Source organism: Reyranella soli (assembly GCF_007992495.1).
GTDB lineage: Bacteria > Pseudomonadota > Alphaproteobacteria > Reyranellales > Reyranellaceae > Reyranella > Reyranella soli.
The window spans coordinates 1-15,135 of sequence record NZ_BKAJ01000127.1 but is presented as its reverse complement, the minus strand read 5'-3'; the positions used below and the strand labels follow the sequence as shown (position 1 = coordinate 15,135).

Below are 15,135 nucleotides of genomic sequence, written 5' to 3'. Positions count from 1 at the left end.
TCCCCCCTTGACCGTCACGGTCGATCTCGACCATCGCCCGCCGCTTACCTTTTACCTGTCCGTAGGCCTCGTCGCCGGCAGCATCATTGCGCTGCAGATCGGCATCATGCGCGTGTTCTCCGTCGGCAGCTGGGCCCATTTCGGCTCGCTGGTGGTGAGCCTCGCCATGTTCGGCTTCGGCCTGACCAGCGCCGTGATGTGCGTCGGCAAGGGCTGGTTCGAACGCCACTGGGTAGGTGCGGTCAAGGGTGCCTTGCTGGCCTTCGGCCCGCTGATGGTGGTGTGCAACCTCGCCGCCCAGCAGGTGCCGTTCAACGCCATCTTCCTGGTGTCGGATCCGATGCAGAAGTGGCGCCTGTTTGCCAACTTCGTGCTCTACTTTTTGCCATTCCTGGCGGGCGCCCTCTATCTCGGCGTCGTCTTCCTCAAGGCGCAGAAGTCCTTCAACCGCGTCTACTTCGCCGATCTCGTCGGCTCGGGCCTGTGCGGTCTCTCCGTGCTGCTCGCCATGTACTACTTCCGCCCCGACGACCTGATCATGGCGCCGCTGCTGCTGTGGCTGGCGGGCGGCATCCTGTGGTTCGTGGCGCTGGGCGACCGGCGCGGCATCCTGGCCATCGTGGTCGTGGCCATCCTGTCGGCGGCGGTGCACTACACGGCGCCGGGCGTGCTCGGCATCCCCAAGCTCGCCGTGTCGGACTACAAGGGCGTCAGCTACGCCCGCAAGTTCCCCGACAACCAGCGCACCTACGAGCGCGCCTCGCCGTTCGGCTACCTCGAAATCTACTCGAGCTCGTACCTGCACTTCGCGCCGGGCCAGTCGGACAACGCGGCGTTCAACCTGCCGACCATGCCGAAGAACGCCTATCTCGGCCTCTACATCGATTCCGAGGGACCGTCGGGCATCATCAAGGACCTGCCGGCGAACGAGACGGCGTACTTCAAGTACCTGTCGATGTACTACCCGTACATCCTGAAGCAGAACCCCGACACCTTCGTCGTCCAGTTCGGCGGCGGCATCTCGACCGCGGTGGCGCTGAAGGCGGGCTCGGCCCATGTCACGGTCGCCGAGGGCAATCCCGCGATCCTGACGGCGTTCCGCGAGGACAAGGGGCTGCGCGACTTCACTGGCGACATCCTCAACAATCCCAAGGTCTCCGTCATCGACTATGACGGCCGCCTCTACGTCGCCCACACCAAGAACCGCTACGACGTCATCGACCTGTCGCTGGCCGATTCGGCCGGCCTGTCGAGCCCGGGCGGCTTCTCCATCGTCGAGAAGTACTCCTATACCCGCGAGGCGATGGAATCCTACATGCGGGCGCTGAAGCCCGGCGGGATTCTCTCGGTGACGCTGTGGAACAAGGAAGAACCGCCCAAGTCGGTGCTGAAGCTCTATGCAACGATGGCCCAGGCAGCACAGATCGTCGACTATCTGGACAAGGACTCGAACGGCATTGCCAACAAGTTCTACGTCGCATCGTCGTACCTTTCGACCGCGACCGTGCTCTACAAGCGTGGCGGCTTCACGCCGGAAGAGATTGCCAAGCTCAACGCCCACACCAAGGCGATGTCGTTCGACGCGATCTACTATCCCGGCATCAAGGTCGACACCGCCGATCTGAAGCAGATCCTGCAGGACTACCACGACCAGTTCTTCTTCGAAGGCGCGCCGGCCGATCCGACGGCCCCGTCGGAAGAAAAGGAGCCCAACGACAAGCCGCCGCCGGGCATGACCACGACCGGTGCCGACGCCAAGGTCGAAGCCAAGGATGAGGCGGCGCCGCAAGAGGGGCCGCGCGTGCCCGCGACTGTGCTCGGCCGGCTGGCGTGGCACTACCTGATCAACGGCGGCTGGAACAAGGTGGCGGACGAGTACGTCTTCGACACCCGCGTGCTGACCAACCACCAGCCGTACTTCGCCGCCTACATCAAGGTGAAGGACCTCTTGAACTTCACCGACCGGCTCGAGTTGGTGCAGGACGAGTGGGGCTATCTGCTCCTGTGGGCGACGCTCGGCATCGCCGCCATCTTCGCCTTCACCCTGGTGCTGTTCCCCCTGATCTTCGGCTGGCGCACCATCTTCAGCCGCTATCCCGGCAAGTTCGGGACGATGATCTATTTCCTGTGCCTGGGGCTGGGCTACATCATCGTCGAGGTGGGCATGATCTCCCACTTCATCCTGGCGCTTTCCAACGCCACGGTGTCGGCCTCGGTGCTGATCACCGGCATGCTGGTCTTCTCCGGCATCGGCAGCTTCTTCTCCGAGCGTTTCCTCGATCGCGCGCGCAGCGTGATGCCCAGGATCTTCCTGGCGATCTTTGCGATCCTGGCGTTCTACGCCTTCACCATCGACTATGCGCTCGACTGGATCGGCACGCTGCCCTACGCGCTGCGCATCGTGCTCTGCCTGCTGCTGATCCTGCCGCCGGCCTTCCTGATGGGTTTCCCCATGCCGACGGCCATGACCACGCTGGGTCGCCTGGGCAAGGACCACATGTTCCTGTGGGCCTGGGGCATCAACGGCTGCTTCTCGGTGATCGGCGCCGCGCTGGTGCCAATCGTGGCGACGAGCTTCGGCTTGCCCGCCGTGGTGCTGGTCGGCGCCTTCGCCTATCTCGTGGCCCTGCCGGCGTTCTTCTCCGTGCTGATGCCGCTCAAGCCCCAGGCAGTGGGGGTGGGCCGGCCTGCGGCGGCGTGAAGCGGCGGGCGCTGCTGCTGGGGGCCTTGCTGATGCCGACCGCCGCGCATGCCCGCACGACAAAGAAGAAGCCGAGCAAGCAGACGCCTGCGAAGGCGGCCGCGACGCCCAAGCCCTTTGGCCCGCAGCCGCTGAAGGACGGCAAGACGCAGCTCGTCGCCTTCAACGCCTCGGCCTTTCCCTATCGCAGTGCCGTTCCCGGCAGCAACAAGCCGTTCCTCGACGTCAAGAACGGCAGGCAGCTCGGCCATACCAGCCTGGGCGGCACGGTCTACTGGGAGCAGCCGACCTACAACGACCGCCGCTCGCTGCTCTATCTGCCGGCCGGCTTCGATCCGCAACGTCCGGTGCTGATCGTGCTCTATTTTCACGGCCAGGGCGCCACGCTGGAGCGCGACGTGATGGTGCGCCAGGCCGTGCCGCGGCAGATCGCCGAGTCCGGGCAGAACATCGCCCTGGTGGCGCCGCAGCTCGCCGTCGATGCCGCCGATTCCAGCGCCGGCAATTTCTGGAAGCCCGGCCACTTCGCCGCCTATGTCGACGAGGCGGCCGAGCGGCTGATGCGGCTCTACGGCGATCGCGGTGCCGGCCGGCAGCTCAACCTCGCGCCGGTCGTGCTCGTGGCCTACAGCGGCGGCTACCTGTCGGCGGCCTATGCCCTCGACCGTGGTGGCGCCAATCACCGGGTCAAGGGCGCGATCCTGCTGGATGCGCTCTACGGCGACGAGGACAAGTACGCCGCCTGGATGGCGGCGCGCCGGCGGCAGGCCTTCCTGCTCAGCGCCTACACCGAGTCGACCAAGGACGAGAACGCGGCCCTGCAGGGCATGCTCGACAAGAAGCGCGTGCCTTACGTCAAGGCCCTGCCCGCGACGCTCAATCCCGGCACCGTGGCCTTCGTGCCGTGCGGCGGCCTCGACATGCATGGCGATTTTGTTACGCGCGCGTGGCGGCCCGATCCCCTGAAAGCCGCACTGGCTATGATTCCCGGTTATGCGGTGGTTCGTGATAAGAAGAGCGCATGAGCGATCCCCTGCGCCAGGAACTCTTGGACATCTTCGTCGGCCGCGCCACCAAGCGCTACGGCTTGAGCGCCATCAACCAGCTCCAGCACGCATTGCAGTCTGCGGCCCATGCCGAGGCCGACGATGCGCCGCCCGCCACCGTGCTCGCCTCGCTGCTGCACGATGTTGGCCACATGATCCATAAACTCGGCGAGGATCCGGCCTCGCGCGGCCTCGACGACGTGCACGAGGAGCTGGGGGCGAAGTGGCTCGCCGAGCGCTTCGGTCCTGCGGTCAGCGAGCCGGTCCGCCTGCATGTCGCGGCCAAGCGTTACCTCTGCACGGTCGAGTCCGACTACTTCGGCAAGCTCGCGCCCGATTCGGTTAGAAGCCTGAAGCTGCAGGGTGGGCTGATGTCGGCCGACGAGATCGAAGCCTTCCGCGCCAACCCGCACCATGCCGAGGCCGTGCGCCTGCGCCGCTACGACGAGGCCGCCAAGGACCCGCGCGCCACCACGCCGGACTTCGACCACTACCTGCGCCACGTCGCAGCCTGCCGTCTCTGATCATGATCGGCCGCAAAGACGTCGAGGCCGCCTGGAGCCTCATCCGACCGCATGTCCGCCGCACGCCGGTGATCGAGCTGCCGGGGGGATCGCTTGGCCATCGCCAACCGATGGCGCTGAAGCTCGAATCGCTGCAAGTAAGCGGCACGTTCAAGGGCCGTGGCGCGTTCCACAAACTGCTCGCCTCGACGGTGCCGCCCGCCGGCGTGATCGCGGCCTCGGGTGGCAACCACGGCGTCGCCGTCGCCTACGCCGCTCGTGCGCTCGGACACAAGGCTGAGATCTTCGTGCCGACCATCTCTTCGCCCGCCAAGGTGGCGCGGCTCAAGAGCTACGGCGCCGTCGTGCACCAGGTCGGCGCTGTTTATGCCGAAGCGAGGGCGGCCAGCGACAAGCGCGCCGCCGAAACCGGCGCGCTCGTGGTCCAGGCTTACGAGGATCCCGTGGTGTTCGCGGGCGCCGGCAGCGTCGCGCTCGAATTCGCCGAGCAGGCGACGTTCGACACTTTGCTCGTGGCGGTCGGCGGCGGGGGGCTGATCGCGGGCTGCGCCGCCGCCATCGGCCAGGGCATCAGAATCGTCGCCGTCGAGACCGAAGGCACGCCGACGCTGCACGAGGCGTTGAAGGCCGGCCACCCGGTCGACGTGAAGATTTCCGGTATTGCCGCTGACGCGCTCGGGGCAAGCCGCATCGGCACGCCCAACTTCGAGGTGGCACAGAATCTGGTCGCTGAATCGGTGCTGGTGACCGACGAAGCGGTGCGCAAGGCGCAGCGTGCCCTGTGGGAGGAGCTGCATGTCGTCGCCGAGCCCTCCGGTGCAGCGGGCGTGGCGGCTCTGATGACGGGCGCCTATCGGCGCGCTGCCGGCGAACGCGTCGCCACGCTGATCTGCGGCGCCAACACGGAGCTGGCGAGCATCGCCTAACCAAGCATGCGCCGGCTCGCCTTCATCGACAACATCCGCTGGACCATGATCCTGCTGGTGTTGAGCATGCATGCGGCCGACACCTACAGCCCGTTCGGCAGCTGGTACTACACCGACCGCGGTGACGCGGGCTTCGGCACCATCCTGGCCTTCGGCCTCTATCAGACGTTCCTGCAGGCCTTCTTCATGGCGCTGCTGTTCTTCATCGCCGGCTATTTCGCCGCACCGGCCTTCGACCGTAAGGGATCGGCCCGCTTCAGCCGCGACCGCCTGCTGCGGCTCGGCGTGCCGACGCTGCTCTACATGCTCGTGATCGGTCCGCTGACGCAGTATTTCCTGTCCCGGACATGGGGCGGCGGCGGCTTCGGCCACCAATGGATCGTCCATCTCAGCGACGGCGAATGGCTGTCCGAGACGGGACCGATGTGGTTTTGCGCATTTCTCCTGTCGCTCGCCTACGCGCTGTTGCGGCAGGCTTGGCCGGGAGTCGCGAAGCCCGTCGGACAGCCCGGTAGCCAGACCGTCCTTGCCTTCATCGTCGGCATGGCGCTGGCGACGTTCGTGGTGCGCATCGGCGTGCCCGAGACGGTCTCGGTGCTCAACATGCATCCCGGCGATGTCCCGCAATACATCATGATGTTCGCCGCAGGCGTCATCGCCTGGCGCGGCCGCTGGCTCGATGAGCTGCCGCAGCGCCTGGCCTCGCGCTGGGCGATCGGCGCGCTGCTGCTGTCCCTGCCGCTGCTCGCCGTGCTGATCGTCGCGGGCGGTGCGCTCGATCACGACACGACGCCATACAATGGCGGCGTCAATCCGGTCAGCGCCGGCAAGTCGCTCTGGGAATCGCTGGTATGCGTGGGCATGAGCTTCGCTTTGCTGGCGCTCTACCGGCGATATTTCGACCATCAGGGCCGGCGGACGAGGTTCCTCTCGGACAATGCCTTCGCCGTCTATCTGTTTCATCCGCCGGTGCTGATCGCGCTCGCCCTGCTGCTCCATGCGCTCGCCGCACCCGCGCTCGTCAAAGCCCTGCTGCTGACGGCCGGCGCCGCCGTCGCGACCTTCGCCTTGTCCGGGCTGGTGTTCCGCCGCATCCCCGGCTTGAGCCGGATCCTGTGATGCGCCGGCGACTGTCCGCCCGGTTTCTGATTCTCGACCAGGCGGGCCGGATCCTGCTGTTCCGGTTCGTCTACAAACGCGGTCCGCTCGCCGGACAGGATTTCTGGGGCACGCCGGGCGGCGGCGTCGAGGATGGCGAGACTCTGGAGCAGGCGGCCTTGCGCGAATTGGTCGAGGAGACCGGCCTGCGGCGCGACAGTGTCGGCCCGGAAGTCGCGCGCCGTGAGGTGGTGCTGCAGCTGCCCGACGGCGAGCACGTCGTGCAGGACGAACGTTTCTTCGTGGTCCGCGTCACCGACAATGCCTTGTCGAAGGCCGACTGGACCGACCTGGAGCGCGAGGTCATGGTCGAGCATCGCTGGTGGTCGCTCGACGAGCTGGCGCAGACCGAGGCGACGGTCTGGCCCAAGAACCTGCGCGAGATGATCGGAGCGCTGCCTTAGCTTAGTTGACGCAATTAAGAACTTGAGTTATTGTCAGGACACCCGCTTCTAGGCGGCGTCGCTCTATGCATCGTTCATCCGAAGTCCATCGCGCCCGGCGGACGCCGCGCCGGCCTCTCCTCGCGTTCAAAAACCAATAGCGAAATTAGCGTAAATGTCCGAATTCCCCGACGAGCCCCATTGATAGTGGGTCGGCCTCCGAGGCACCGCTACGACCTTTCTCGGAAACCTCAGGAACCTCGGAAACCTCGCCAACAATGACGGCACTGCATGCACTCGGCCGCCAACGCACCCGCGCCGAGGACCGCGCATTGTCGTTGCTGTCCCTGTTTAGCGGACAGTGCCCGGCCGCCGCCAGCGCTGGAAGGACCCAAAGCATCAATGGCTTGCGGTGATTTTCCGAGACGCGCAGCGAACGCGATCCCGCTCGCCGTTCAGCGCGTGACGCTGGTCACAACGGCGCGGTTGGCGCGGCTGCCGTCGCTATAGTCGTAGCGGATGGCGAACTTGTCGGCCGGTGAGATCCACCAGCGCGACACCGAACGCTGCCCGGCAGGCCCTTGCTCCTGCATCTCGATCAGGAAGGTGTCGATCATGGCGTCGCCGGGCCCGGTGCGCTTTTCGGCCTGCACCACCCTCAGGATGTAATGCCAGGTCTTGCCGCCGCTGCTGAAGTCCGCCTCGATCTTCTTGCCCACGGCGAGCGGCCACAGCCGTTCCGGCTTCAGGGCATTGATGTAGGCGGTGGTGTCAGCGCCGTCGGGCGAGGGATTGTCGAACAGGAGCGCGCGCAGCTTGTAGGGCTTGCCGCCCACGATCTCCATGGTGCAGTCCATGCCGTCGCGGCCCTTGGCCACCACCTTGGTGCCGCTGTCGTAGGTGAAGGTCGTGCCGGGATCGGGGCAGGCGAAGCCCATCGTCTGGGCGGCCACGGCCGAAGGGAGCAAGGCGGCCAGCAGAACCGCGGCAGAACGTATCGTCATCGTCGCAATGATGACTGCCCGGCGATCAACTGGCCAGCCACAAGTCGTGCCAGCTGGCGGCCAGGAAGTTGGGATCGTTCGAGTGGTTCTGCACCCGGGTGCTGGCCACGGTGAGGGACTCGATCTCGACCAGCGGCAGGTTGGGGCACTCCCGGGTGACGATCTTCTGGAACTCGGCGACCAGGGCCTTGCGCTGGCCAGGATCGGTCTCGACCTTGATCTTCTCGACCAGGGCGTCGACCTCGTCGGTATGGAAGCCCGAGGCGTTGCGGAAGGGCACGCCCTTCCTGATGCCGTCCGAGGTGAAGTACTGGGTGGTGGCCGGCACCGGCTCGGACGGGTTGGCCTGGTTGGAGATCGCCAGGTCGAAATCGTAGTCGGTGTAGATGCGCCTGATCGAGGTCGATCGGTCGGGGACGGTGAGGGTGACGTCCACGCCGATATCCTCGAGACCCTGCTCGACAAGGGCGCCGATCTTGGCGTTCTCGGGGAGCCAGCCGGCCGCCACCAGGTTCAGCTTGAAACGTTTGCCGCCGGCCTTCTTCGGATAGCCCGCCGCATCCAGGAGCGCGGCCGCCTTCTTCGGGTCGAACGCGGTCTTGAAGGTGTCGGCCGCGAAGTACTCCTTGTTGGGCGAGAAGATCGGACCCGTGCCCGGCTGCGCATAGCCGTAGTAGACGGTCCTGGCGATCAGGCTGCGGTCGACAGCGAAGAACATGGCCTGGCGTACCTCGTGCTTGGCGAAGACCGGGTTGCGCAGGTTGCATTCCAGCGTGGTCGACCACACGGCCTCCTCGTAGCCCTTGGGCGTGGCGACGAACTTGCCCGTCGCGGCCAGCCGCTTGATGTCGGGCAGCGGCACCGGGTTGGACACGCCGATGTGGATGTCGCCTGCCTCCAGGGCGGCGGCGCGGCCGGCGGGATCGCGCACGTAGCGGATGATCAGCCGGTCGAGGTAGGGCGTGTCGCGGCGCCAGTAGCCCTCGTTCCTGGCGTACTCGAAATGGCTGCCGCGTACCCACTGCTTGAACGTCCACGGGCCGGTGCCGATCGGCGCGTCATTGGCCGGGTTGGTGAGCGGATCGCTGCCGGCATAGACGTGCTTGGGAAGGATGTAGTTCGCCGGGCTGCAGAGCAGAGAGGAAAAGAAGAATTCCGGCACCGGCTTGTTGAAGCTCACCACGACGGTATCGGTGTCGGGCGCGGCAACGCCCGCGAAGTCGGTGAGCGCAGCCGCCGTGGCGTGCTTCTTCCAGATCTCGTCGATCGAATAGACGACGTCGGCCGTGGTCATGTCATGGCCGTCGTGGAACTTCACGCCCTTGCGGATCCTGACGGTGTAGGACTTGAAGTCGGCCGCCGGCTTCCACGCCTCGGCGAGCTCGCCCTGGAACTCGCCATCCATGCGGCGACTGGCCAGGCGCTCGAGCAGCTTGGACGAGGAGAAGGTGGGCGATGGCCCGCCGCCCGAGGGGACGTAGCAGGCCTGCGGCTCGCCGCCGCCCAAGGTCGCGACCAAAGTGCCGCCCCGCCTGGGCGTTTCCTGCGCAAGGGCGGCCTTGCCGACCAGGCCGGCCGTCAAGAGACCGGCCCCGAACGAGCGACGTGAAACCCTGGTCACCGTGGCTGCCATAGCCTGGATTAGAAACCCAGGGCTGTGGCTTTATGCGGGCAGCGTCGAATAGGTCGCGCGGCCGATCGCCAAAAGGGCCTTTTGCTCGTTGAACACGTCGACATCGACCACGCCCACGCTCTTGCCGGCGCGGCGCACCTTGGCGGTGATGATCAAGTCGGTCTTGATAGCGGGCCTGAGATAGTCGACGCGGAAGTTGATGGTCGGCAGCGCCCGGCGCAGCGCCATGATCAGCGCATAGTCGCCGACCGTGTCGATGATCGCGGCCAGCGGACCGCCGTGCCATTGCCCGGTGCCCTTGCCGCGCTCGAACTCCGGCCTCATGGCGCAGGTCATGGTGACCTGCTCGTTGGCGGGATCGGCCTCGGTCACCTTCAGGCCGAGAAAGGCGATGAAGGGCGAGTTGTCGAGCATCCTCTGCAGCACGTCCTTGATCGGCGGCACGATCTTGTCACTTCCTTCTTTTTCGCTCATGGGGCCACCACAACCTTGCCGAACACCTCGCGATCCTCGATGACGCGCAGCGCCTCGCGCGCTTCCGTCAGAGGGAAGACCTTGTCGATCAGCACTTTCAGCTTGCCCGACTGCACCATCTTCAGGAGCTCCTCGATGTCGGAGCGCATCCAGCCGTTGGAGCCCAGCACCTTCAGTTCGAACGTCCAGATGAAGCGGATGTCCTCCGTCGGCGCGTAGCCTGCCGTGGCGCCGCAAGTGAGCAGGCGGCCACCGACCTTCAGCACCTTCAGCGACTTCACCCAGGTGTCGCCACCGGTGTAGTTCACCACCACGTCGACGCCGCGGTCGGTGCCGCTGCCGCGCCGCGTCGGCTTGCCGTAGAGCTCGTAGACCTCCTTCTGGAAGTCATGGGTGATGTAGTTGATGGTCTTGTCGGCGCCGAGCTCCATCAGGCGCTTGGCCTTGGCGTCGGTGCCGGCACAGGCGATGACCTCCGCGCCGGCCAGCTTGGCGAGCTGCAGGCAGCACACGCCGACGCCGCCCGAGGCGCCCAGGATCAGCACCCTCTCGCCCTTCGCCACATGGCCGTTGGTGGTCATCATGCGCAGCGCCGTGCCGTAGGCCACGGGCAGCGCCGCGGCATCGGCGAAGCTCACGCCATCGGGGATCCTGACGAGCTGGTGCGCGCGCGCCTTGCAGAGCTCGGCCAGGCCGCCATGCACCGTCTCGCCCATCAGGCCGCCCTCGACGCGGTTGATGGGGTCGACCAGCACGCGGTCGCCCTTCTTCCAGCCGGTGACGCCCGGGCCGACCTCGGCGATCTCGCCCGCGACGTCCAAACCCATGATCGCCGGCATCGGCACCTTGATGCCGGGCATGCCGCGGCGGGTGAAGACGTCGTGGTAGTTCAGCGACGAGGCCTTGACCGCCACGATCACGTCGCCCTCGCCGGGCGTCGGGTCGGGAAAGTCGGTCTCGTAGGTCAGACGGTCGGGAGCGCCATGCTCACGGACGACGGCTGCTTTCATTTTTAGGATTCTCCTCCGGTGGGGATCTGTTTGGCCAAGTGCTGGGCGAGCTGGCGCTTGTCGATCTTGTTGGTACCGGCAAGCGGCATCTCGTCGATGAAGATGACCTGGCGCGGATGCTGGTAGGCCGGCGCGTTGGCCAGCGCGTAGCTCTTGACCGCCTGCTCGTCGAGGTCGGCGCCGTTGGCGCGCACGACGAAGGCAATGGGCTTGTGGCCCTTCAGCTCGTCGGGGATCGGAATGACGGCCGCCTGATGGATGCCGGGGTGGCGCTCCAGCATCTTCTCGACCTCGCCGGGATAGATGTTCTCGCCACCGCACACGAACATGTCGTCGGCGCGGCCGACGAAGAAGAAGAACCCGTTCTCGTCGCGGCGGAACACGTCGCCGGTGCGGTAGTAGCCATCCGGCGTCATGGCCTTGGCCGTGACCTCGGGCAGCTTGTGATAGTGCGTCATCAGTGCGCCGCACTTCATCTCGAGGACGCCCCCTTCGGCGTCATTCCCCTGGACCTCCTTGCCGTCGCGCACGAGGCGTAGCTGGACCTCGGGATGAGGGTAGCCGGTCGACAGCTCGGGCTGCGGGACGCCGTCGGGATGCGGGCCGAACACGACGGGACCGGCCTCGGTGGTGCCGTAGCCGTTGCCGATGGCGGCCTTGGGGAACACCGTACGCACCTGGTCGATCAGCGACTGGGTGATCGGCGCCGAGCCCATGCGCACGGCCTCGACTGCCGAGAGATCGTTTGTCGCCAAAAGCTCCTTCTCGCGCAGCATCATGGCGATCATGGTCGGCACCGACGTCAGGAACTGCACGCGATGGCGCGCAGCGGCCTCGATGTAGCCCCGGGTCGTGAACTGCGGCAGCAGGACGATGGTATCGCCCTGGTTCAGCGTGGTCTGGCACATGGCAAGACCGTTCATGTGATAGAGCGGCGCCGCGACCAGCGAGCGCTGGCCCTGCGGCACCGGCCGGCGCACGCGCTGGCTGATCGCCCAGAGGTGCGAATAGTGCGACAGCACCACGCCCTTGGGCCGTCCGGTCGAGCCCGAGGTGTAGAGGAACATCGCTGGTTCCTCGGGCTGCATCTTCAGCGGCGTGAACGGGCCCTCATCGAGAAGCGCCGCAAAGTCCTTGTCGAAGGAGACCTTGGGCACGCTGTCAGGCGCGAGCTTGAGGCGCGTATCGTCGCCGATCACCAGCTTGGCGTCGCAGTCATCGACGATGTAGGCGACCGTCTCGGCCGGCAGCTTGTAGTTCACCGGCACGGAGACCAGGCCGGCCTGCATGGTGCCGAGGAAGGTGAGCAGGAACTCGGCGCGGTTCGCCGACAGGATGGCGACGCGATCGCCACGCTTCAGTCCGCGCTTCGAGAGGCCGCGCGCGACCGCACCGCTCAGGCGGAACATGTCGTCGTAGGTGTAGAGGCGCTCGCTGCCGTTGCCGCCGGCGTCGATCAGCGCCAGCGACTCGCGTGGCACGTCGCGCGAGATCGCGTCGCCCTGGTTGTCTTGCGTGATGGTCACCATGGCGGCCTATTCGATGAACTCCAGCACGGCATTCATCGCCTGCTTCGCCGGCACGACCAGCCGCCCCGACGTCTGGACCGCACCCTCGATCTTGCCTTCCTGCAACGCTCGCGCCGCCTTGGCGACGGAGACGGTGCGGAAGGTGAGACCGGCCATGTAGGCCTTGCGGCCTTCGGCATCGGGCACGGCATCGCCAAACTGGGATTTCAGCTCGGCCTCGGTGACGATGTCGAAGCGCGAGTTGGCGATCACGACGCTCTTGCCGCCCTTGATGTCGCGCACCGCCTCGACGCCGAACATGTCGGCGTAGAGCTTGGCGCCCGCCGCCGGATCGGGCTCGACGATCAGGGCGCGCACGACGGCCACGGTACCGTTGGCGTGATGGCGCCACTCATCGCGCCACACCAGCTCGCGCGTGAAGTGATGGCAGTAGTAGATGCGGCCATAAGGCACGACGCCTGCCTTCATGCGCACCGTGCGGAAGCGTGCATCGTGCTCCTTGCCGGCGACCTTGACCGGCCGTGTGAACTCGACCGGCGGATCGATGGGCACGCCGACCTTGGCGAGCGATTCATAGGTGACGGCGGAATCCTCGGACCCGAACACCAGGCCGTTCAGCCCGAAGGGGAAGGTCATCAGGTCCATGCGGCCGGTCGTGGCGCCCTTGGGCACGGCGATGAGCTCGAGGTAATCCGTGCCGAACATGGCGAGATGGTTGATCGAGCCCAGCGAATGATAGCCGCGCTCGGTCAGCGTGAAACCGAGCCGCCGATAGATGTCGGCTGCGCGATCCATGTCGTCGCGCGCATTGATGACCACGTGGTCGAGCGTTGCCGCAGGCAATGTCATTCGAAACCCCTTCTCGTCATCTTCGCACGTCGGTCCCGCCATGAATTCTCTTATTTCGACGAGCCCACCTTATCTCCGAAAATCAATTCTAATATTCCCGGTATCGAGAGAATGAAACTCCAAGATCGCAGCCCCATTCAATATGCATCTCTGCTGGCCTGCATTTTGCTGCATCGTTATTGGCTGGGCGCGCTAGGCTTCCCTTGGATGGACAGGACCACGACATGACAGCGAAATTCCGCACGACGCGCCGCGCCGCCTTGGCTGGCGCATCCGCCTTGGCGCTTGCAGGCGGCCGCGCGTGGGCGCAGACGCCGACACCGACACCCAAGAAAGGCGGCACGCTCACCTTCATGCAGAACAGCGAGCCGCAGACCCTGGTGGCGCTGACCACTGTGGCGACGCCGGCGCTCACCGTCAGCGCCAAGGTCACCGAAGGGCTGCTGGAGTACGACTACGACATCAAGCCTCGTCCTCAGCTCGCCACGGAGTGGTCGGTCAGTCCCGACGGCAAGACTTATACGTTCAAGCTGCGGCCGAATGTGAAGTTCCACGACGGCAAACCGTTCACATCGGCCGACGTCGCCTATTCGATCCAGCTCCTGAAGACCGTCCATCCGCGCGGGCGCAATACGTTCGCCAATGTCACCGAGGTCAAGACGCCCGATCCGTTGACCGCCGTCATCGAGCTCTCCAAGCCCGCGCCCTACCTGATCAAGGCGCTGACGGCGGCCGAAGCGCCGATGATGCCGCGTCACATCTATGAAGGCACCGATCCGCTGGCCAATCCCAACGGCAATGCGCCGATCGGCACGGGACCCTACAAGTTCAAGGAATGGGTGCGCGGCAGCCACATCATCTACGAGCGCAATCCCGATTACTGGGATGCGCCCAAGCCCTATATCGACCGCATGGTCTGCAAGTTCCTGCCCGATCCGGGGGCGCGCTCCATCGCTTTCGAGAACGGCTCGGCCGACATCGGCTACCGCACGCCGGTGGCGCTGTCGGATCTCGAGCGCCTGAAGAAGGTGCCGACCTTGCGCTTCGAGACCAAGGGCACGAGCTACTCGTACAATGTGTCGACGCTGCAGTTCAATCTCGACAGCCAGTTCTTCAAGAACCTCAAGGTGCGCCAGGCGGTGGCGCACACGATCGACCGCGAGCTGCTGATCAAGACCGTCGCCTTCGGTTACGGCACGGTGTGCTATTCGCCGATCGCGCCGGGCCTGAAGGAATTCCACGATCCGACGCCCAGTCCCTACAAGCTCGACCTCAAGAAGGCCGAGGCGCTGCTCGACGAGGCGGGTTTTCCGCGCGGTACCAATAAGGTCCGTTTCAAGGTGCCGCTCGACTACAACCCGATCGGCGACGAGAGCCGGCGCGCCTGCGAGTTCCTGCGTGCCGCCCTGGGCCGAATCGGCATCGCCGTCGAGGTGCGGGCGGCCGACCCATCGGCATTCGTGAAGCGCGTCTATACCGACCGCGAGTTCGACTTCACCTTCAATGGCCATTCCAACCTGTTCGATCCGACGGTCGGCGTGCAGCGCATCTACTGGTCGAAGAACTTCAAGAAGGGCGTGCCATTCTCCAACGGCTCGCACTACGACAATCCCAAGGTCGATGCCCTGCTCGAGGGCGCCGCGGTGGAGAACGATCCGGTCAAGCGCAAGCAGATGTTCATCGACTTCCAGCGCATCGTCGCCGAGGAAGTGCCGGACATCCCGCTCTACTCGCCGCTCTACCTCACCATCCACAATGTCCGCGTGCACGACCATTCGCTGACCGCCGACGGCGTCGAGGCCAACATGGCCGCGGTGTGGCTGGATGTGTAACCGTCATCCCGAGCGAAGCCGCCCGCAGGGCGGCGTAGTCGAGGGACCTGTTTTTGTCGATGCATC

The 15,135-nt window shown here is 65.7% G+C and carries 13 protein-coding genes; 7 read left to right on the top strand and 6 right to left on the bottom strand.

What is annotated here, in order from left to right; all coding sequences use genetic code 11:
• Positions 1-7: 7 nt before the first annotated feature.
• From RSO01_RS32405 to RSO01_RS32380, 6 genes are read left to right on the top strand one after another with little or no spacing between them, the layout of a single operon-like run.
• Entirely contained in the window at positions 8-2,701 is a 2,694-nt protein-coding gene (locus RSO01_RS32405; RefSeq protein ID WP_218037524.1) for a hypothetical protein, read from the top strand.
• Positions 2,698-3,726 carry an alpha/beta hydrolase gene (locus RSO01_RS32400; RefSeq protein ID WP_147154706.1) on the top strand — a complete coding sequence of 343 codons (1,029 nt, stop codon included), beginning with the start codon at positions 2,698-2,700 and terminating at the stop codon, positions 3,724-3,726. Before RSO01_RS32405 ends, RSO01_RS32400 begins: the two co-directional genes overlap by 4 nt.
• Positions 3,723-4,271 carry an HD domain-containing protein gene (locus tag RSO01_RS32395; protein WP_147154705.1) on the top strand — a complete coding sequence of 183 codons (549 nt, stop codon included), beginning with the start codon at positions 3,723-3,725 and terminating at the stop codon, positions 4,269-4,271. The genes RSO01_RS32400 and RSO01_RS32395 overlap by 4 nt, the downstream gene beginning before the upstream one ends.
• Before the next feature lie 2 nt (positions 4,272-4,273).
• Positions 4,274-5,197: a threonine/serine dehydratase gene (locus RSO01_RS32390; RefSeq protein ID WP_147154704.1), complete on the top strand. Its 924-nt coding sequence runs from the start codon at positions 4,274-4,276 to the stop codon at positions 5,195-5,197.
• Positions 5,198-5,203: 6 nt separating this feature from the next.
• On the top strand, positions 5,204-6,316 hold the full coding sequence (locus tag RSO01_RS32385) for an acyltransferase family protein (protein WP_147154703.1): 1,113 nt from the start codon (positions 5,204-5,206) through the stop codon (positions 6,314-6,316).
• Positions 6,316-6,759, top strand: coding sequence for an NUDIX hydrolase (locus tag RSO01_RS32380; protein ID WP_147154701.1), 444 nt, complete (start codon positions 6,316-6,318; stop codon positions 6,757-6,759). The genes RSO01_RS32385 and RSO01_RS32380 overlap by 1 nt, the downstream gene beginning before the upstream one ends.
• A 434-nt stretch (positions 6,760-7,193) precedes the next feature.
• Here the strand turns inward: RSO01_RS32380 and RSO01_RS32375 are convergent, their stop codons facing one another.
• The 6 genes from RSO01_RS32375 to RSO01_RS32350 are packed head-to-tail and all read right to left on the bottom strand — an operon-like array spanning position 7,194 to position 13,237.
• The gene (locus RSO01_RS32375; protein ID WP_147154700.1) at positions 7,194-7,742 is read right to left on the bottom strand and encodes a hypothetical protein; all 549 of its coding nucleotides are present in this window, start codon (positions 7,740-7,742) and stop codon (positions 7,194-7,196) included.
• A gap of 25 nt (positions 7,743-7,767) precedes the next feature.
• On the bottom strand, positions 7,768-9,363 hold the full coding sequence (locus tag RSO01_RS32370) for an ABC transporter substrate-binding protein (RefSeq protein ID WP_147154699.1): 1,596 nt from the start codon (positions 9,361-9,363) through the stop codon (positions 7,768-7,770).
• Positions 9,364-9,405: 42 nt separating this feature from the next.
• Positions 9,406-9,849 (bottom strand): PaaI family thioesterase, encoded by a 444-nt coding sequence (locus RSO01_RS32365; RefSeq protein ID WP_147154698.1) that lies wholly within the window; start codon positions 9,847-9,849, stop codon positions 9,406-9,408.
• The gene (locus tag RSO01_RS32360; protein WP_147154697.1) at positions 9,846-10,859 is read right to left on the bottom strand and encodes a zinc-binding dehydrogenase; all 1,014 of its coding nucleotides are present in this window, start codon (positions 10,857-10,859) and stop codon (positions 9,846-9,848) included. The genes RSO01_RS32365 and RSO01_RS32360 overlap by 4 nt, the downstream gene beginning before the upstream one ends.
• 2 nt (positions 10,860-10,861) lie before the next feature.
• The gene (locus RSO01_RS32355; protein WP_147154695.1) at positions 10,862-12,388 is read right to left on the bottom strand and encodes a class I adenylate-forming enzyme family protein; all 1,527 of its coding nucleotides are present in this window, start codon (positions 12,386-12,388) and stop codon (positions 10,862-10,864) included.
• Positions 12,389-12,394: 6 nt separating this feature from the next.
• Positions 12,395-13,237: a VOC family protein gene (locus tag RSO01_RS32350; RefSeq protein WP_170303520.1), complete on the bottom strand. Its 843-nt coding sequence runs from the start codon at positions 13,235-13,237 to the stop codon at positions 12,395-12,397.
• A gap of 224 nt (positions 13,238-13,461) precedes the next feature.
• Here RSO01_RS32350 and RSO01_RS32345 point away from each other — a divergent pair, with 224 nt between their 5' ends.
• The gene (locus tag RSO01_RS32345) at positions 13,462-15,069 is read left to right on the top strand and encodes an ABC transporter substrate-binding protein (RefSeq protein ID WP_147154693.1); all 1,608 of its coding nucleotides are present in this window, start codon (positions 13,462-13,464) and stop codon (positions 15,067-15,069) included.
• The last annotated feature ends 66 nt before the right edge of the window (positions 15,070-15,135 follow it).